General features: G+C 63.7%; 18 protein-coding genes. 8 read left to right on the forward strand and 10 right to left on the reverse strand.

Translation table 11 applies throughout. The features are described 5' to 3' along the window. The first annotated feature begins 129 nt into the window (after positions 1–129). Together AVO45_RS17980 and AVO45_RS17985 are read left to right on the forward strand one after the other, a co-directional pair. Positions 130–1,827, forward strand: coding sequence for an adenylate/guanylate cyclase domain-containing protein (locus tag AVO45_RS17980; RefSeq protein WP_068349801.1), 1,698 nt, complete (start codon positions 130–132; stop codon positions 1,825–1,827). 192 nt (positions 1,828–2,019) lie between these two features. Beyond that, positions 2,020–3,738: a bifunctional sulfate adenylyltransferase/adenylylsulfate kinase gene (locus tag AVO45_RS17985; RefSeq protein WP_068349802.1), complete on the forward strand. Its 1,719-nt coding sequence runs from the start codon at positions 2,020–2,022 to the stop codon at positions 3,736–3,738. A 91-nt stretch (positions 3,739–3,829) separates the two neighbouring features. Here the strand turns inward: AVO45_RS17985 and AVO45_RS17990 are convergent, their stop codons facing one another. From AVO45_RS17990 to AVO45_RS18005, 4 genes are all read right to left on the reverse strand, one after another. Next, complete coding sequence (locus AVO45_RS17990) at positions 3,830–4,705, reverse strand: glycosyltransferase family 10 domain-containing protein (protein WP_068349804.1); 876 nt, start codon at positions 4,703–4,705, stop codon at positions 3,830–3,832. Next, on the reverse strand, positions 4,705–5,592 hold the full coding sequence (locus tag AVO45_RS17995; protein WP_068349806.1) for a PhzF family phenazine biosynthesis protein: 888 nt from the start codon (positions 5,590–5,592) through the stop codon (positions 4,705–4,707). Before AVO45_RS17995 ends, AVO45_RS17990 begins: the two co-directional genes overlap by 1 nt. Before the next feature lie 112 nt (positions 5,593–5,704). Then, positions 5,705–5,929 (reverse strand): DUF1150 family protein, encoded by a 225-nt coding sequence (locus AVO45_RS18000; protein ID WP_068349808.1) that lies wholly within the window; start codon positions 5,927–5,929, stop codon positions 5,705–5,707. A gap of 3 nt (positions 5,930–5,932) precedes the next feature. Further along, entirely contained in the window at positions 5,933–6,346 is a 414-nt protein-coding gene (locus AVO45_RS18005; protein WP_068349809.1) for an Hsp20 family protein, read from the reverse strand. 166 nt (positions 6,347–6,512) lie between these two features. Between AVO45_RS18005 and AVO45_RS18010 the strand changes: the two genes are divergently transcribed. From AVO45_RS18010 to AVO45_RS18020, 3 genes are all read left to right on the forward strand, one after another. After that, entirely contained in the window at positions 6,513–6,737 is a 225-nt protein-coding gene (locus tag AVO45_RS18010) for a YdcH family protein (RefSeq protein ID WP_068349811.1), read from the forward strand. Between the two features lie 110 nt (positions 6,738–6,847). Further along, positions 6,848–7,336, forward strand: coding sequence for a 5-(carboxyamino)imidazole ribonucleotide mutase (gene purE / locus AVO45_RS18015; protein ID WP_068349813.1), 489 nt, complete (start codon positions 6,848–6,850; stop codon positions 7,334–7,336). Next, complete coding sequence (locus AVO45_RS18020) at positions 7,329–8,402, forward strand: 5-(carboxyamino)imidazole ribonucleotide synthase (RefSeq protein WP_068349815.1); 1,074 nt, start codon at positions 7,329–7,331, stop codon at positions 8,400–8,402. The genes purE and AVO45_RS18020 overlap by 8 nt, the downstream gene beginning before the upstream one ends. A 61-nt stretch (positions 8,403–8,463) precedes the next feature. On the opposite strand, the gene AVO45_RS18025 is transcribed toward AVO45_RS18020, so the two are convergent. The 5 genes from AVO45_RS18025 to AVO45_RS18045 form a co-directional block, all read right to left on the reverse strand. Then, positions 8,464–9,612 carry an alpha-D-ribose 1-methylphosphonate 5-triphosphate diphosphatase gene (locus tag AVO45_RS18025; RefSeq protein WP_068349817.1) on the reverse strand — a complete coding sequence of 383 codons (1,149 nt, stop codon included), beginning with the start codon at positions 9,610–9,612 and terminating at the stop codon, positions 8,464–8,466. Next, entirely contained in the window at positions 9,609–10,379 is a 771-nt protein-coding gene (locus AVO45_RS18030; RefSeq protein WP_068349819.1) for an alpha/beta fold hydrolase, read from the reverse strand. Before AVO45_RS18030 ends, AVO45_RS18025 begins: the two co-directional genes overlap by 4 nt. A 38-nt stretch (positions 10,380–10,417) precedes the next feature. Next, positions 10,418–11,260, reverse strand: coding sequence for a DMT family transporter (locus AVO45_RS18035; RefSeq protein ID WP_068349821.1), 843 nt, complete (start codon positions 11,258–11,260; stop codon positions 10,418–10,420). A gap of 177 nt (positions 11,261–11,437) precedes the next feature. Further along, positions 11,438–13,081, reverse strand: coding sequence for a chaperonin GroEL (gene groL / locus AVO45_RS18040; protein WP_068349823.1), 1,644 nt, complete (start codon positions 13,079–13,081; stop codon positions 11,438–11,440). A 62-nt stretch (positions 13,082–13,143) separates the two neighbouring features. Further along, positions 13,144–13,431 (reverse strand): co-chaperone GroES, encoded by a 288-nt coding sequence (locus AVO45_RS18045; protein ID WP_068349825.1) that lies wholly within the window; start codon positions 13,429–13,431, stop codon positions 13,144–13,146. 263 nt (positions 13,432–13,694) lie between these two features. On the opposite strand from AVO45_RS18045, the gene AVO45_RS18050 reads away from it, so the two are divergent. After that, positions 13,695–14,594 carry an alpha/beta fold hydrolase gene (locus AVO45_RS18050; RefSeq protein ID WP_068349827.1) on the forward strand — a complete coding sequence of 300 codons (900 nt, stop codon included), beginning with the start codon at positions 13,695–13,697 and terminating at the stop codon, positions 14,592–14,594. On the opposite strand, the gene AVO45_RS18055 is transcribed toward AVO45_RS18050, so the two are convergent. Then, positions 14,541–15,284 carry a DUF2161 domain-containing phosphodiesterase gene (locus AVO45_RS18055; RefSeq protein WP_068349829.1) on the reverse strand — a complete coding sequence of 248 codons (744 nt, stop codon included), beginning with the start codon at positions 15,282–15,284 and terminating at the stop codon, positions 14,541–14,543. The two genes, AVO45_RS18050 and AVO45_RS18055, sit on opposite strands and share 54 nt — an antisense overlap. A gap of 138 nt (positions 15,285–15,422) precedes the next feature. Between AVO45_RS18055 and AVO45_RS18060 the strand changes: the two genes are divergently transcribed. Together AVO45_RS18060 and AVO45_RS18065 are read left to right on the forward strand one after the other, a co-directional pair. Beyond that, positions 15,423–16,406 (forward strand): TraB/GumN family protein, encoded by a 984-nt coding sequence (locus AVO45_RS18060; RefSeq protein WP_068349831.1) that lies wholly within the window; start codon positions 15,423–15,425, stop codon positions 16,404–16,406. A 111-nt stretch (positions 16,407–16,517) separates the two neighbouring features. Further along, positions 16,518–17,438, forward strand: a complete 921-nt coding sequence (locus tag AVO45_RS18065; protein WP_068349833.1) for a manganese-dependent inorganic pyrophosphatase — start codon at positions 16,518–16,520, stop codon at positions 17,436–17,438. Positions 17,439–17,482 lie beyond the last annotated feature (44 nt).

Below are 17,482 nucleotides of genomic sequence, written 5' to 3' on the forward strand. Positions count from 1 at the left end.
TCAATTTTCGCGGGCCGGTCTCTGGCAAGGGGCCGGCCCGTTCGTGTTTTGCCGTGCACGGAGCCGTGTATTGACCCGGTTCGCCCTGCCCCGCAGAGTCGAGCGGACGGACAACAGGCGGAGATATCGTTGGCGCGTGCAATCTGGCGAGGCAGCTGGACCACGAGACTCAGGCTCGCAACAGGTCTGATCCTGTTCACCTTCGCCTTTTTCCACTTCATCAATATCGGGCTGGGCCTGCTGGACCCGGTCTGGATGAACGGCATGCAGGACGCCCGGCAGGTGATCACCCGCAGCGCGGTCGGCACCGTCATTCTGTACGGCGCCCTGCTGATCCATGTCGGGCTGGCCCTGACATCCCTGGCGCGGCGGCGCACCCTGCGGATGCCGTTCAACATGGGGCTGCAGATTCTCCTGGGCCTGCTGATCCCGCTGCAACTGATCCCGCATGTCGTTCACACCCGGCTTGCCCACGACCTGTTCGGGGTCAATGACGAGATGAGCTATCTCATCGTCCTGATGTGGCCGACCGAGGCGGTCTGGTGGCAGAGTCTGCTGCTCTTGCTCGTCTGGATTCACGGCTGCATCGGCCTGCATCTGTGGCTGCGCCTGACGACGTGGTGGCACCGGGCGGCGCCCTATCTGATCGGCCTTGCGGTCCTGATCCCGGCGTTTGCCTTTGCCGGGCTGATTACCGAAGGGCGGCGCATGACGTCGGAGTTCGCGGATGACGAGCTGCGCACGGCCTATATCGAACATTTCAACTGGCCGGGCGAACAGGCGTTCGCGACCCTTTTTGCCGTCAAGGGTTGGGGACACGCGGTCTTCTGGGCCGCTCTGGCGCTGACCGCTTCGGTCTATCTGGGCAGGAAGGTCTGGCGCCGGCGGCACACGGTGCGGATCCGTTATGTCGAGGGGCCGGAAATCCGCTCGGAACTGGGTATGACCCTGCTCGAGATGTCGCGGGCGAACGGGGTGCCGCATACCGCGTTGTGTGGCGGCAAGGGGCGGTGCACCACCTGCCGGGTGATCGTCGAGGAAGGGGCCGAGCTGCTGCACCCGCCGGGCGAAACCGAGGCCCGCAGCCTTGCCGCGATCGGGGCGCCCCTGACGATGCGGCTGGCCTGCCAGATCCGGCCGCAACACCCCTCGACCGTGTTCAGGGTCTTCCGCCCCGATGGCCGAAAGAGCCGTGCGCACTCGAGCCAGGGACAGGAACGGAAGCTGGCCGTTCTCTTTCTGGACATGCGTGGATTTACCGAGCGGACCGTCGGGCAGTTGCCCTATGACGTGGTGTTCCTGCTCAACCGCTTTTTCGACGCCATCGTGCCGGCCATCACCGGCGCGGGAGGAACGGTGGACAAGTATCTGGGCGACGGGTTGCTGGCGGTGTTCGAAACCCGCGATGCCGCAAGCTCGGCCCGCGCCGGACTGAGGGCGGCGATGGAGGTTGGCCATGCGCTGGAGCGCTTCAACGAGCGGCTTGCAAGCGAAAACGCCCCGGCCATCCGGATCGGAATGGGGTTGCATCTGGGCAACCTGGTGTTGGGTGAAATCGGCGCGGCCGGGGATGCGGCGCGAACCATCGTCGGGGATACCGTGAACGTGGCCAGCCGCCTGGAAGGGCAGACCAAGGCGCTCGGCGTCGAGCTTCTGGTGTCACAGGAAATCCTGCGGGCCGCCGAAATCGAGACCAATCGGCTTGCCCTGCGGAAATTCGAGCTGCGGGGCGTCACGGAACCGGTCCGGGCCCTGCCCGTCGAACGGGCCTCGCAGCTGGCGGCGCATGTCGCCCCCTTGGAACATGGGTCTCGAAGGGCGCCTTGATCCGGGAAAATCGCGGAAGACCGTCCAATCCAAAGCCCGAAACAGGAAAATCCTTTCAATCTGCGAAAAAACGGCACACAACGTCCTTACTTTCATCCACCTGTCTGGACTTCCGCCGGACGACGAGTCAAATGCCCAGCCGAAGATCCCAGAAACACCGGTAATTCCAACCGAACCGACAAGAGTATTCCAATGACGATGTTGAGCAATCTGGCCCCCATTCCCGAACTGTATGTCTCTTACGACTCGGCGCAGAAACTGAAGGTCGAGGCGGCGGACCTGACCAGCTGGGATCTGACCCCGCGCCAGATCTGCGATCTGGAACTGCTGATGAATGGCGGCTTCAACCCTCTCAAGGGGTTCCTCTCGGAAGAGGATTACAACGGCGTCGTCGAGAACATGCGCCTGGCCGACGGCACCCTCTGGCCGATGCCGATCACGCTGGACGTGAACGAAGAGTTTGCCGAGAAGATCGAGCTGGGCCAGGACATCGCGCTGCGCGATCAGGAGGGCGTGATCCTCGCCACCATGACGGTCACCGACCGCTGGACCCCGGACAAGGCGCGCGAGGCCGAAAAGGTTTTCGGCGCGGACGACGAGGCGCATCCGGCGGTGAACTATCTGCACAACGTGGCCGGCAAGGTCTACCTCGGCGGTCCGGTGACCGGTATCCAGCCTCCGATCCACTATGACTTCAAGGCCCGCCGCGACACGCCGAACGAGCTGCGCGCCTATTTCCGCAAGGTGGGCTGGCGCCGCATCGTTGCCTTCCAGACCCGCAACCCGCTGCACCGCGCGCACCAGGAACTGACCTTCCGCGCCGCCAAGGAGGCGCAGGCCAACCTGCTGATCCACCCGGTCGTGGGCATGACCAAGCCGGGCGACGTCGATCATTTCACCCGCGTGCGCTGCTATGAGGCGGTGCTGGACAAGTATCCGGCCTCGACCACCTCGATGAGCCTGCTGAACCTGGCCATGCGCATGGCCGGCCCGCGCGAGGCGGTCTGGCACGGGCTGATCCGCAAGAACCACGGCTGCACCCATTTCATCGTCGGCCGCGACCACGCGGGCCCCGGCAAGAACAGCAAGGGCGAGGATTTCTACGGCCCCTATGACGCGCAAGAGCTGTTCCGCAAGTACCAGGACGAGATCGGCATCGAGATGGTCGATTTCAAACACATGGTCTATGTGCAGGAGCGCGCGCAATACGAGCCCGCCGACGAGATCGCGGACCGCGACAACGTCACCATCCTGAACATCAGCGGCACCGAGCTGCGCCGCCGTTTGCGCGAGGGGCTGGAGATTCCGGAATGGTTCTCGTTCCCCGAGGTGGTCGAGGAACTGCGCCGCCGCTTCCCGCCGCGGTCCAAGCAGGGCTTCACCGTCTTTTTCACCGGCTTCTCGGGTTCGGGCAAGTCGACCATCGCCAACGCGCTGATGGTCAAGCTGATGGAGATGGGCGACCGCCCGGTGACGCTGCTGGATGGCGACATCGTGCGCAAGAACCTCAGCTCGGAGCTGGGCTTCTCGAAGGAACACCGCGACCTCAACATCCGCCGCATCGGCTATGTTGCCAGCGAAATCACCAAGAATGGCGGCATCGCCATCTGCGCCCCGATCGCGCCCTACGCCGCCACCCGCCGCGCGGTGCGCGAAGAGATCGAGCAATTCGGCGCCTTCTGCGAGGTGCATGTGGCGACCTCGATCGAGGAATGCGAACGCCGCGACCGCAAGGGGCTGTACAAGCTGGCGCGCGAGGGCAAGATCAAGGAATTCACCGGCATCTCGGACCCCTATGACGTGCCCGAAAACCCCGAGCTGCGCGTCGAGACCGAAAACGTGGACGTGGACAACTGCGCCCACCAGGTGCTGCTGAAGCTGGAGAGCATGGGCCTGATCGCCGGCGCTTAAGGGAATAGCGACCGAATTGGAAACGGCCTCCGGACTCCGGGGGCCGTTTTCCGTTTCAGCGCCTTGCGCCGTTACTGCCGCGGCGCAAGGATCAATCGGATCGGGGCTGCAACTGATCCCGCAGTGCCTCGGCCGCGCGGCGTTCGAAATCGCCGTATTGTGCGGCGACCGGCTGAATGGCCTGGATGTGCGGCAGGCGTTTTTCGAAATCCTCGACCGAAACCATCTCGACCGCGCGGCGAATGTCGGCTTCGCTGTTGCAGAGGATCATGCCCGTGGTGTCCAGGAATTGTTCGATATTGGGGCAGCCCCAGTAGATCGGCACGGTGTTGCACAGGATCGCGTCGATCAGTTTTTCGGAAAAGTAGTTCGGCTCCTGCACGTTCTCGATCACCACCGAAAACCGATATGGGGCCAGCCCATCCGCCTTGCGCTCGAACGGGGTATAGCCGCGGCCCATGATGTCCACCTCCTGCCCCGTCTCGCGCACCCATTCGACGATGGCATGGCGCAGCTGATGCCCGGTCGTGTCGCGCTTGGCCGAGGCGATCAGCGAGCAGGATTTCGTCTTTTCCAGCGACAGGTCGCGCCATTCCGGCACCCAGGTCGTGCCATAGGGCAGGAATACCGCATTGGGCAGGGTCCGCAGCAGCTCTTCGTGAAAGGTGAACACCCGGAAGAAGCGCCGCCAAGTGTAGCGCAGCAGCTTGATATGCTTGGCATGAATGGCCGCCGGTTCCCCCATCATCAGCGAGATCCGCGCCTTGGTGCCACGGCGCAGGCGGAAATGGGCCATCGTGTTGGGGAACATGATGATGTGGTCGTTGCGATCCATCTGGCCCACCGTCGCGCCACTCAGGCGGTCGGGGCGGCCAAGCGGCCAGATCAGGTCTGACACCGGCACCTGCGCCAGATCGGGGCCCAGCCGCAGGCCATAGGGCAAAAGGGCGATCGCAGGGTCTGCCATCACGCGCCCTCCGTCGGCAGATCGACCTGCCCCCGCATCAGGACAAAGCCCTTGCCCGCCACCTTGACCCCGGTCATCGCATCGACAGGTCCGACGCGGGTGACGGTGGCGCGGCCGGGCCGGCCCATGTCATGCCCCTGTTCGGCCACGAAGCTGTCTTTCTGCATCAGCCCATGTCTCCACAGATAGGCCGCCATCGCGCCGGTCGCCGAGCCGGTGAACGGATCCTCGGGCGGGCTGGGCGGCGCCATCAGCAGGCGCGAGAAGGTGTCGCCCTGATCGGTCGCGCCCTGAAGGGTCACCAGGAAGGGCTCCATCATGTCGGTGCCGGAATAGCCTTGGCTTGCGGCCATGCGGCGCAGGGCGTCGATGTTCAGCCGTGCCGCCCGCAACGCCTCGTGATCGCGCAGAACGGTGATGCAGAACGGCAGGCCGGTCGAAACCATCTGCGGCGGCGAAACGATCGCATCGGGATCGAGGCCGATGCCTTCGGACACCAGATCCGCAGGGATCATCGCGCCGAAAACAGGGGCAACCTGCGTCATTTCGATCTCGTCCCCGTCCAGCCGGATTTCGACGATCCCCGCGCCGGTTTCCAGTGCCAGGGTGTCGCCGGATACCAGCCCGCGCGCGCGCATGGCGGCGACGGTGGCGATGGTGGGATGGCCGGCAAAGGGAATCTCGCGGCTGGCCAGGAAATAGCGCACGCGGGTATCGGCAATGTCAGAGGGGCCGGTGAAGGTGCATTCGACCAGCGAGGTCTCGCGCACGTAGGCGATGCAGACGTCCTCGGGCAGCACCGCACCGCCATGCACGACGGCGCAGCCATTGCCGCCAAAGGCGCGGTCGGTGAACGCGTCCACCCAATCGAAGTCGAACCAGCTCATGCGCACTCTCCCGCCGTTGCGTTGATACAGGTCGGGAACCAGCCCGATGGGCCCGTATCTATCACCGCAAGGGCGGCGGATGCCATGTCAAATCAGAGGTTGAGCCGGTGGATCAGTGGACGGTCACGGGCGACAGGTCGTGTTGCCGCGCCAGCACGAAGGCCAGCTTGCGGTCGGCGACAAGCGCCAGTTGCTGCCCCTGGGAATCGTGGACCGCGTAAAGATGTTCGCGGTCTCCGGCCTGCAGCCGGACTTCCTCGGGCAGATCGGCGACGTCGACAGCCTTCACATAGACGATCTTGCTGCCCTCGTCCTTGAAGTCGAATGGTGTGTGCATCGCTTACCCCTTTTTGATGTTGATGGTCTGCACCACGGTTTCGGGAACCGCGCGCGTCAGGTCGATGTGCAGCAGACCGTTTTCCATCACGGCCTCCCCGACCTCGACCCCGTCGGCCAGCACGAACATGCGCTGGAACTGGCGAGCGGCGATTCCACGGTGCAGGAACACGCGCCCCTCGCTGTCGTCGCGTTGACGGCCCCGGATCACCAGTTGGCGATCCTCGATGGTGATCGACAGATCATCCTCGGCGAATCCGGCCACGGCCAGCGTGATCCGGTAGGAATGGTCCGAGGTCTGTTCGATGTTGTAAGGTGGATAGCCTTCGTTTCCGGCCTTGGCCGAGCGTTCCAGGAGGCGTTCCAACTGCTCAAACCCCAGCAGGTGCGGATATGAGCCAAGAGTAAGTTTCGACACGTTCTTTTCGTCCTTTTGCCAAAGCGACGTCGTTCCGCAGCCCCGTAACGGCGACTGCGCTGACTAGAATATGGGGAGAAATCGTGTCGTCCACAAGGTCTAGGCGAAATCAATGCGAGGGCTTATTCTCTTGGCCAAGCAGCAAACCCAACGAAATGAGTCGCCCATGAACGCGCCCACCGATCTGTCGATGAAATCCGATGAAGTTCTGCGGGTCGAGCTTGAGGTGTTCCGCCGCCAGCACCGCGATCTGGACGAGGCGATCGAGGCGCTGGAAGCCAAGGGAACGGCCGACCAGTTGACGATCCGGCGCCTGAAAAAGCAGAAACTGCGCCTCAAGGACATCATCGCAATGATCGAGGATCGCCTGACCCCCGACATCATCGCCTGAGCTTGCCGCAGCGGGCGTCAAACGCCTTTGCATCCGCCCACCATACCGCATTGCCACATGGGCCGATTTGGCTATAGTGCGCGCTCTTTCCAAAGCCGGGGACAGAGCGGATGGGCGATATCAAGGTTGGGATCATCATGGGCAGCCAGTCGGACTGGCCGACCATGAAGGAAGCAGCGAACATTCTGGACGAGCTGGGCGTGGCCTACGAGGCCCGCATCGTCTCGGCCCACCGGACCCCCGACCGGCTGTGGGACTATGGCAAGACCGCCGTGGAACGTGGCCTGCAGGTGATCATTGCGGGCGCTGGTGGCGCCGCGCACCTGCCCGGAATGATGGCCTCGAAAACACGGGTGCCGGTGATCGGCGTTCCGGTGCAGACCCGAGCGCTGTCGGGTGTCGACTCGCTCTATTCCATCGTTCAGATGCCCAAGGGCTTTCCGGTCGCGACCATGGCCATCGGATCGGCCGGCGGGGCCAATGCCGGGCTGATGGCCGCCGGCATCCTCGCGTTGCAGGACGAGGCACTGGCGAAACGGCTGGATGACTGGCGCGATGCGCTTTCGGCCTCGATCCCGGAGGCGCCCAGCGATGAGTGACATGCTCGCCCCCGGCGCGGTGATCGGCATTCTTGGCGGCGGGCAGCTTGGCCGGATGCTCTCGGTCGCTGCCGCGCGCCTCGGGTTCACCACCCATATCTACGAGCCGGGCGCCAACCCGCCCGCCGGACAGGTGGCCGACCGGGTCACGACCGCGGCCTATGATGACGAGGCGGCGCTCAGGGCTTTTGCCGACTCGGTCGACGTGATCACCTATGAGTTCGAGAATATTCCGACCGAGGCACTCGACCTGCTGGAGGCGCACCGCCCGATCCGCCCCGGTCGCGAGGCGCTGCGCGTCAGCCAGGACCGGCTGACGGAAAAGAGCTTTCTGCGAGATCTGGGCCTGAACACCGCACCGTTTGCCGACGTCACCGATCTGGACAGCCTCAAGGCCGCGATCGACGCGATCGGCACGCCCGCGATCCTGAAGACCCGCCGGTTCGGCTATGATGGCAAGGGGCAGGCGCGTCTGCGCGCGCCCGAGGATGCCGAGGCGGCACTGGCCGATATGGCTGGCGCGCCCGCGATCCTCGAGGGTTTCGTGGAATTCAGCCACGAGGTGTCGATCATCGCGGCGCGCGGGCTGGATGGGCAGGTCGCCTGCTTCGATCCGGGCGAGAACGTGCATCGCGACGGCATCCTGCACACCACCACCGTTCCGGCCCGACTGTCGCCCTCACAACGCACCGACGCGGTACTCTTGGCGGCCAACATCCTGAACGCGCTGGACTATGTGGGCGTGATGGGGGTCGAGCTGTTCGTGACGCCGCAGGGGTTGATCGTGAACGAGATCGCGCCGCGGGTGCACAACTCGGGCCACTGGACCCAGAATGGCTGTGCCGTCGACCAGTTCGAACAGCACATCCGCGCCGTGGCCGGCTGGCCGCTGGGTGACGGCCGCCGTCATGTGGATGTGGTGATGGAGAACCTGATCGGCGATGACATGGAGCGGGTGCCCGATCTGGCGCGGCAAAGCGATGTCGCCATTCACCTATACGGCAAGGCCGAGGTGAAGGCCGGCCGCAAGATGGGTCATTTCAACCGCATCATCCGCGACCGTTGAGGGAAATCGCGCCTTTGGCGCGATGCCTCCGGCGGGAGTATTTGGGAAAAGATGAAGAGGTTCAGCCGATGAGGCGGGCGGCGATGTCTCCCGACATGTAGCTGACCCGCCCTCTGGCCAGCGTGGCGGCGACCCGATGCGTGGCCGCGTCGAGGATTACCAGGTCGGCGCGTTTGCCCGGCGCAAGTGTGCCGCGGTCCTCTAGTCCCAGAACCCGCGCGGGGCCGTCCGAGATCAACCTCCAGGCCGAGGCCAGATCCAATACCCCCGTAGCCGCCAGCATCAGCGCCGCGCGGCGCGGGCTGGGATAGTGATAATCCGAGGCCAGAGCGTCACACAGCCCCATCGCGATCAGGTCGAGGGCGCTGGCGTTACCGTTGTGCGAGCCGCCCCTCACCACGTTCGGCGCGCCCATGATGACGTGATCGCCCCCGGCTTTTGCCGCTTCGGCCGCCTCGAGGGTCTCGGGAAACTCGGCTATGCGCACGCCGCGATCGCGCCAGACCTGCCGTGTATCCGCTGCAGCGTCGTCGTGGCTTCCCATTTGCACGCCTTGCCGTGAAAGGCGAGAGCAGAGTTCGTCCAGCGCCTGCGGCACTTCCTCTCTGCGCGCATGCAATTTCTGCATCAGGGCCAAGTGCGCCTCGGGGCTACGCCCGGCCTTGAGCGCCTGCCCGGTCAGCCGTGGCGGCTTGCGCCCCTGCGCCAGCCGGTCATGCGGCAGGTGATCGTTGAACACGACATAGGAGACACCCCATTCCGCCAGCCGCGCGGGCAAAGCCGCGTGGTCGTCAAGCATATGTGTCTCGAACCGCAGTTGCGGTATCAGGTCGGTCACCACGTCATCGCGGACGGCGGCGATGGCGTGAAAGACCCTTGCCGCGAACTCGGCGCCGCGAAGCCCCCCTTCCCAGCTATGGAACTGCGCCAGTACCGCGGTGGTGATGCCGTTCGCGGCCAGTTCGGCCTCGGCGGCCAGAACGCCCTCGTTCATCTGTTTCATCGCGCCACGCCGAGGGGCCAGGTGGCGTTCGAACCCGTCCCCGTGCAGATCGACGATGCCCGGCAAGAGCATGTAGCCCGAAAGGTCAATCCGCCGACCCGCGGGCTGAGCCACTATGCGACCGCCCGCAATGGCCAGCTCGGCGCGCGCCAGCCCCTCCCCGGGCAGCAGCACATCGGCACCGCACAATGTCAGTTCCAAACTCAATGCGAGGCCTCCGCTGCAGGCTGCGCGCAATCGGCCCCGATACAGATCTCGTCGATGGTCTCCATCACGGCATCGAGCCATGTGATATCCGGATCGAAATGGCCCTGTTCGATGAAATGCACCGCTTGGGCAACGACCAGCGGATTGTTCATCATGAAGGTGTGGGTCACCGGCAGCACGATGTGATCCGTCATGCCCTCGACCCTGGTCGAGGCGACCGAGACCTTGCCGTCATCCGGGCCGTCTATCATCGAGGAAAACAGCAGGTTCAGCGTTTTCTCTCCGGCGATCACCCCAAGCTCGAAATCGACCGGCGGCAGGCTGCGCGGGATGCTGTCGGGACCGGTGCCCAGAGACAGACCGGCCGGACCGTTCAAGAGGCCGAAGACCTCCCAGTCCCCCAGCTCGTCAACCAGTTCGCTGCCCTGGTTCGGAGGCCCCAGCATGACGACACGGCCAAGGTTTTCGGGCTTTTCATCCTTCAGCCAATAGCGGATCAGGATCCCGCCCATCGAATGCGCGACGAAATGGGTTACCTGCTGGCCGCATTCGGCCATGGCGGCCGGCAGGGTCTGCTTGGCCAGTTCCGGGACCGGCAGATCGGTCGAGGGATAGCCCGGCCGGACGACATCATATCCGCGCAGCGTCAGAAGCTGCTCCATCACCGCAAAAGACGACTCGGTTCGCGCAAGCCCGTGCAGCAGGACGACACAATCCGCCCGCGCGGCGGCGGGCCAGAGAAGGAGAAATGCTAACAGAAGACGCATGACAGCCAGATAAGCCCAAATGGCGGACAGGGAAAGGCTCAGTTGGCACGGCGTCGGGTGACGGCAAGCGCGATCCCGCCCAGAACCACCACGGTTCCGGACAGCAGCTGCCAGCCAGCCGTCTCGCCAAGCAGAACAATTCCGCCCGCTATGGCGATGACGGGCACGCTCAGTTGCACTGTGGCCGCCACCGAAGGGGAAAGCTGCGGCAAGACCCGGTACCAGAGCGCATAGCCCAGGCCCGAAGTCACCGCACCGGACAGGATCGCCAGCCCGTATCCCGACAAGGACATGCCCCAACCGCCCCCAAGGGCCAGAATGGCCGCACCGGTGACCGGCAAGGCCACCGTGAAGTTCGCTCCTGTCGCCGCCAGCGCGTCGGGCTCGGTGCGCCCTGCCAGCGTGTAGGCAGCCCAGCCGAGCCCGGCCAGCGCCATCAGAGCAGCGCCACCCGGATCTACCCGCAGATCGCCCGCAGGCCAGAGGATATAGGCCAATCCAGCAAACGCGATTGCCGCCCCAAGGGCCTGCCGCGGCAGTGGCCGAATACCGGTCACGGAGGAGACACTGAACATGGTGATCTGCACGACACCGAACAGAATCAGCGCACCAAGCCCCGCGTCCAGCGTCAGGTAAGCGGTCGAGAAACCGAACATATAGAGCGACAAGGCCCCCGCCCCCACCAGCCTGCGCCGTGACGCCAGAGGCAGCGCTCCGCCGCGCAGGGCCACCAGCGCGGCCAGAGTCACGGCCCCGGCCATGACGCGGACAACGGCAAAGCCTCCTGGCTCGGCAGCACCGCTCTCGACGGCCAGCCGGTTCAGGATCGAATTGGCCGCAAAGGCGATCATCGTCAGAGCGGTGAGCAGGAACAGTCTCATGCGTAAGGCATAACGTTTCCGCCGCTCCGACACACGCTTATTCGCTGAGGGCCGCGTGCAATTCCCTCACACACTTCATCTTTTCCCAAAATACTCCCGCCGGAGGCATGCCTGCAAAGCAGGCATACAAAAAAGGGGCGCACAAGGCGCCCCTTTCCTTCAAGCCTTGAAGGCAGCTTACATCATGCCGCCCATGCCACCCATGTCGGGCATGCCGGCGCCTGCGCCTGCGCCTTCCTTGGCGGGCTTGTCGGCCACCATCGCTTCGGTGGTGATCAGCAGACCGGCAACCGAAGCCGCATCTTCCAGAGCGGTGCGGACAACCTTGGCCGGGTCGATCACGCCGAAGGCAAACATGTCGCCATATTCTTCGGACTGTGCGTTGAAGCCGAAGGCAGGGTCATCCGACTCGCGGACCTTGCCGGCGACCACGGCACCGTCAACACCTGCGTTCTCGGCGATCTGGCGCAGCGGCGCTTCGATGGCCTTGCGCACGATGGCGATACCGGCATCCTGATCGGCGTTTGCGCCTTTCAGCTCGGCCAGACCCTTGCCAGCCTGGACCAGAGCGACACCGCCGCCCACGACGACGCCTTCCTGAACGGCTGCGCGGGTTGCGTTCAGAGCGTCGTCCACACGGTCCTTGCGCTCTTTCACTTCAACTTCGGTCATGCCGCCGACGCGGATCACGGCAACACCGCCTGCCAGTTTGGCAACGCGCTCTTGCAGCTTCTCGCGGTCGTAGTCGCTGGTGGTTTCCTCGATCTGGGTGCGGATCTGGGCCACGCGTGCCTCGATCTCGGCCTTCTCGCCAGCACCATCGACGATGGTGGTTTCGTCTTTGGTGATGGTGATCTTCTTGGCGGTGCCCAGCATGTCCATGGTGACATTCTCGAGCTTCATGCCCAGGTCTTCCGAGATCACCTGACCGCCGGTCAGGATCGCGATATCCTGCAGCATGGCCTTGCGGCGATCGCCGAAGCCCGGAGCCTTGACGGCAGCAATCTTCAGGCCGCCGCGCAGCTTGTTGACAACCAGGGTTGCCAGAGCTTCGCCTTCAACGTCCTCGGCGATGATCAGCAGCGGCTTCTGCGACTGGATCACCTGCTCGAGCAGCGGAACCATCGGCTGCAGCGACGACAGTTTCTTCTCGTGCAGCAGGATCATCGCGTCGTCCAGCTCGGCGACCATCTTGTCTGCGTTGGTCACGAAGTAGGGCGACAGGTAGCCGCGGTCGAACTGCATACCCTCGACAACGTCGGTCTCGGTTTCCAGACCCTTGTTCTCTTCGACGGTGATGACGCCTTCGTTGCCGACCTTCTGCATCGCGTCCGCGATCTGCTGGCCGATTTCAACTTCGCCATTGGCCGAGATGGTGCCGACCTGAGCGACTTCGGCCGAGTCCTTCACTTCGCGTGCCGCGGCCTTGATGCCTTCGACGACCTTGTGGGTGGCCAGGTCGATGCCGCGCTTGAGGTCCATCGGGTTCAGGCCGGCTGCAACCTGCTTGAGGCCTTCCTTGACGATGGCCTGCGCCAGAACGGTTGCGGTGGTGGTGCCGTCACCGGCTTCGTCGTTGGTGCGCGAGGCGACTTCCTTCACCATCTGCGCGCCCATGTTCTCGAACTTGTCTTCCAGTTCGATTTCCTTGGCGACCGACACACCGTCCTTGGTGATGCGCGGCGCGCCGAACGACTTGTCCAGAACCACGTTGCGGCCTTTGGGGCCAAGGGTCACTTTCACGGCATCCGCCAGAATGTTGACGCCATGCAGCATCTTGTTGCGGGCATCGGTATCGAACTTGACGTCTTTTGCAGCCATGTTCTTTCTCCTTGAGAAATGTGTTTCGAATGAAGCGTCACGAGATCAGAGAAGCGCGCGGCTTACTCGATGATCCCCATGATGTCGCTTTCCTTCATCATCAGCAGTTCTTCGCCGTCGATGGTGACTTCGGTGCCCGACCACTTGCCGAACAGGATCTTGTCACCCGGCTTGACAGCCATCTCGATCAACTCACCACTATCCTTGCGTGCACCTTCGCCGCAGGCCACGACAACACCCTCGCTGGGTTTTTCCTTGGCGCTATCGGGAATGATCAGTCCGCCTGCGGTTTTCTCTTCGCTTTCCACGCGGCGAACCAGCACACGGTCATGAAGCGGTTTCAATGCCATCTTTGCAGCTCCTTGGGCTCAAAGGTTGTTTTTCCTCCCCCCGCTCCTTGGCGGGAGCATTAGCACTCACCCGAAGAGAGTGCTAACGCAGGCATAGCTAGGAGGGAAGAAAGGACGAGTCAACAAGTCGGGGCTGAATTTTTTTCACCGGCAACGGAAAACCTCCGCAACGGCACGATTTACACCGGTCAGTCGGCAGATAGAGTGACGGCCAAAGCCGATCAAGCGCGGCCAGAACAATACTCGCCCGGGGAGTTCCAACCATGCAGATAGAAGCGAACGGCATCAAACTGGAAGTGGAAGAACACGGCCCGCGCGATGGTGTTCCACTGATCCTGATCCGGGGGCAGGGCAGTCAGCTTGTGCATTGGCCGAATGCCCTGATCGAGGGTTTCGCCGGGGCCGGATTCCGCACCATCCTTTTCGACAACCGCGATGTCGGCCTGTCGCAACGCTGCCCCTCGGACGGTGTCCCGGGAAATGCGGATGCGATCTTGGAACTGGTCCGCGCAGGTGGCGAATTGCCGGCGCTCTATGGCATCATGGACATGGCAGAGGATGTGATTGGCCTGATGGACGCGTTGAGGATCGAACGCGCGCATGTCCTTGGCATCTCGATGGGCGGCGCCATCCTTCAGCAGATCTGCATCGACCATCCGAACCGGTTGCTGTCCGCCACCATCGTGATGACCGCCTGCCGCCCCTTTGAAGAAGTCGCCGGCGGTGACCCGGCGGCGCGGCTGGCCATGATCGAGAACCTGCTGGTGCGCCCCCGATCTTTGCAGAAATATTCGGACGAGCAGGTTGCGGAACATGCGAAATGGGGCAGCCCCGGCTACCCGATGCCCGAGGCCGAAATCCGGGCAATGGCAGAGCGCGCCTACGCTCGCGGCGTGGATGACGAGGGTATGAATCGCCAAGTCCTGGCGGTATCCAAGGCCCCGGACCGGCGTCCGGCGCTGCGCAAGGTGTCCCTTCCCTGTCTGGTGATCCACGGCTCGGACGACAAGCTGTTGCCGCCTCAACTGGGCCGAGAGATTGCAGCCCACATCCCCGAGAGCGAATTCCACGAGGTCGAAGGGATGGGGCACATCATCACGCCCGCCTTGTCACCGGTCATCGTCGAGACGGTCAGCGACTTCATCAACCGCCGTGCTGCCTGACGGCGCGGCCGCTGTCGCGGGCTCGTCGTCCCAGCTGTAGGCCCAGTGTTTCAGGCCTTCGCTGCCCGCCTCGGTCAGCCGGTAGATGCCCGTGGCCGGCCGCTCGAACCAGCCATAGTGATTGTCCCGCATCAGCCGCGTGGCCTCGGCCACGCCCGTGGCCTTGGCGACATCCGCCCCCTTGGTCGGCCCGTTGCGCGCCAGGAAAGCGGCGCAGCGCAGCGCGTCCTGCCGATAGGCCGTCACGATTCCGTGCCGCGTAGCCCCACCCGAGTTCGGATCACCCTGCAACCGGTCGAACTCGCGCAGCAGCCGCGCGGCTTTCCGGGGCGACCTGCGCGGGGCAAACGGCCCCGGATCGCAATGCACCTCGACCCGCCCGTCCGGCCGGACGGTGATCAAACCCAGGCCCAGCCTCCGGCACAGAGCCAGATTGTCGCGCAAGGCCCGCCGCGCCGTCCTGCCCCTTGGTCTGGCCACGGCGACATAAACCCGGTCGGTGATCCTCAGACGCGCGATTGCCTGATGGAAAAGCGCCAGCGAAAACCTCAGTTTCAGCTCGACGATGACGGGGGGTTCCCCTTCCCGCATGGCGACGACATCGGCGGCCCCCACCTCACCCTTCACCGAATATCCCTGCCTTTCCAGCAACGTCTTGATCGGGGGGTACAGATCCTGCTCGCGTTCCATTGCAACATGCTACGCACAATTCGGCAATCTGCACAAATTGCGTTTGCGGGCGGCACGCGCCCGCGCAACTATGAGGCGGGCCGCAGAAAAAGCCCGGCCCGCACCGATATTCGACAAGATCAAACCTGGATTTGAAACATGCGACTGGTTCTCGGAATTCTCCTGTTCTTCCTGCTTCCCCTGCAAGCCATCGCCGCCTGCGAGGGCCGGGATCTTCGGCAGGACCTGACACCAGAGGAGCGGGCCGAGCTGGACGCGGCCCTGGCCGACATTCCATTTGCCGAAGGCAACCACTGGGTTGCCAGGAAAGGCAGCACGACGCTGCATCTGGTCGGAACCCTGCACACCAACGATCCGCGCATGGACGCGGTGGTCGAGCGGCTGGTCCCCATCCTTTCCGAAGCCGACAACTTCTATTTCGAAATAACCCAAGAGGACATGAAGGACTTCGAGCAGAGCCTCGCAAAGGATTTCAGCCAGGTTCTGATCACCTCCGGCCCGACACTGATCGACCTGATCGACGAAGAAAGCTGGCAGACGATCTCGGCTTTACTCGCAGAGCGGGGCATCCCCAGCTGGGTGGCGGCCAAGATGCAACCCTGGTTTCTGAACATGATCCTTGGCATCCCGCCATGCCTGATGGGCCAGCCGGACGCGGATTACGGCATGGACAAGCGCCTGTCGGAACTGGCCGAACAACACGGCATCCCGAGGCATTCTCTGGAAACGATTGAAGAGCTGATGGCCCTGTTCAACACCCACCCGATCGAACAGCAGGCCCAGTCGGTGGTGCACCTCGCCGATGCGCTGGATGCCGGAGAAGACCAGTTGGCAACGATGGCCAACGCCTACTTGGAGGAAAAACACGCCGAGATCCTCCAGTTCGCGCGCCTGCAGGGGAATGCGGATTCCGACCTGTCCGATGGCGAGTTCGACGCAGAATGGGCTGGCTTCGAGGAGCAACTTCTGGTCCAGCGCAACGAGAACTGGCTGCGACATATCCTGGCCATTCGCGATGAAACTGCCGTGATTGCCGTCGGAGCAGGCCATCTGGGCGGCGAACACGGGCTGCTCAACCGCTTGCAACAAGAGGGATACACGCTGGAGCGGGCCGAATTCTGACCCGCCAGCCCCTGCAGTCAGACCATCCGTCGCATGCCACCCACTGCCGGGTGACAAGCGGTTCGTGCCGCCCTATAAGGCGCGCAAATTTCAATCCTGCAGGACGCTGACATGACCACGCAAGTTTTTGGCCACAAATCCCCCGACACCGACTCCACCGGCTCGCCGATCCTCTGGGCCTGGTATCTGAACGAGGTTCAGGGTGTGGATGCCACCCCGGTATTGCTGGGCGAGCCCAACACCGAGGCCGCATTCATGCTGAAACGCTGGGGCCTGGAGAAGCCCGCGATCATCGAGGATGTCGAAGACGACGCCCCGGTCGTGATCGTCGACACCAACAACCCCGCCGAACTGCCTGCCAACATCAACAATGCCGACATCCGCGCCATCATCGACCACCACAAGCTGGTCGGCGGGCTGGAAACCAAGGGGCCGATCGACATCACCGTGCGCCCGCTGGCCTGCACCGCGACCATCATGTACGACCTGATGGGCGACGACGCCGCCAAGATGCCCGAGGCGATCAAGGGCGCGGCACTGACCTGCATCCTGTCGGACACGCTGGAGTTCCGCTCGCCCACCACCACCGCGCATGACCGCGAAGTGGCCGAGAAGCTGGCCGCCGAACTGGGCCTGGACATCCCCGGCTACGCCGCCGAGATGTTCGCCGCCAAGTCGGATGTTTCGTCCTTCTCGGACGCCGAACTCATCCGCATGGACAGCAAGGAGTACGAGGTCGATGGCACCAAGTTCCGCGTTTCGGTTCTGGAGACCACCGCGCCGGGCGTCGTACTGGACCGCAAGGCCAGCCTGACCGATGCGATGGTCGAAGTGGCCAAGGAAGACGGCGTCGATCAGGTTCTGCTCTTCGTCGTCGATATCCTGAACGAGGAAGCCACACTGCTGGTGCCCAATGACCTGGTCAAGACTGTCGCCGAAAAGAGCTTTGGCGCCACGGTCGAAGGCGACACGGTGGTCCTGCCCGGCATCATGAGCCGCAAGAAACAGATCATTCCGAACCTCAAGGTATGATCTGACCTGACTTGAAACGAGAGGCGCCCGGCTCGGGCGCCTTA

The sequence above is a fragment of the Ruegeria marisrubri genome (assembly GCF_001507595.1).
GTDB classification, from domain to species: Bacteria; Pseudomonadota; Alphaproteobacteria; order Rhodobacterales; family Rhodobacteraceae; genus Ruegeria; species Ruegeria marisrubri.

What these genes read in the sequence shown, in the direction of transcription:
- AVO45_RS17985 (WP_068349802.1), top strand. Translation starts at nt 2,020, where the DNA reads ATGACGATGTTGAGCAATCTGGCCCCCATTCCCGAACTGTATGTCTCT.
- AVO45_RS17990 (WP_068349804.1), bottom strand. Translation starts at nt 4,705, where the DNA reads ATGGCAGACCCTGCGATCGCCCTTTTGCCCTATGGCCTGCGGCTGGGC.
- AVO45_RS17995 (WP_068349806.1), bottom strand. Translation starts at nt 5,592, where the DNA reads ATGAGCTGGTTCGACTTCGATTGGGTGGACGCGTTCACCGACCGCGCC.
- AVO45_RS18000 (WP_068349808.1), bottom strand. Translation starts at nt 5,929, where the DNA reads ATGCACACACCATTCGACTTCAAGGACGAGGGCAGCAAGATCGTCTAT.
- AVO45_RS18010 (WP_068349811.1), top strand. Translation starts at nt 6,513, where the DNA reads ATGAACGCGCCCACCGATCTGTCGATGAAATCCGATGAAGTTCTGCGG.
- purE (WP_068349813.1), top strand. Translation starts at nt 6,848, where the DNA reads ATGGGCGATATCAAGGTTGGGATCATCATGGGCAGCCAGTCGGACTGG.
- AVO45_RS18020 (WP_068349815.1), top strand. Translation starts at nt 7,329, where the DNA reads ATGAGTGACATGCTCGCCCCCGGCGCGGTGATCGGCATTCTTGGCGGC.
- AVO45_RS18030 (WP_068349819.1), bottom strand. Translation starts at nt 10,379, where the DNA reads ATGCGTCTTCTGTTAGCATTTCTCCTTCTCTGGCCCGCCGCCGCGCGG.
- AVO45_RS18035 (WP_068349821.1), bottom strand. Translation starts at nt 11,260, where the DNA reads ATGAGACTGTTCCTGCTCACCGCTCTGACGATGATCGCCTTTGCGGCC.
- groL (WP_068349823.1), bottom strand. Translation starts at nt 13,081, where the DNA reads ATGGCTGCAAAAGACGTCAAGTTCGATACCGATGCCCGCAACAAGATG.
- AVO45_RS18045 (WP_068349825.1), bottom strand. Translation starts at nt 13,431, where the DNA reads ATGGCATTGAAACCGCTTCATGACCGTGTGCTGGTTCGCCGCGTGGAA.
- AVO45_RS18050 (WP_068349827.1), top strand. Translation starts at nt 13,695, where the DNA reads ATGCAGATAGAAGCGAACGGCATCAAACTGGAAGTGGAAGAACACGGC.
- AVO45_RS18055 (WP_068349829.1), bottom strand. Translation starts at nt 15,284, where the DNA reads ATGGAACGCGAGCAGGATCTGTACCCCCCGATCAAGACGTTGCTGGAA.
- AVO45_RS18060 (WP_068349831.1), top strand. Translation starts at nt 15,423, where the DNA reads ATGCGACTGGTTCTCGGAATTCTCCTGTTCTTCCTGCTTCCCCTGCAA.
- AVO45_RS18065 (WP_068349833.1), top strand. Translation starts at nt 16,518, where the DNA reads ATGACCACGCAAGTTTTTGGCCACAAATCCCCCGACACCGACTCCACC.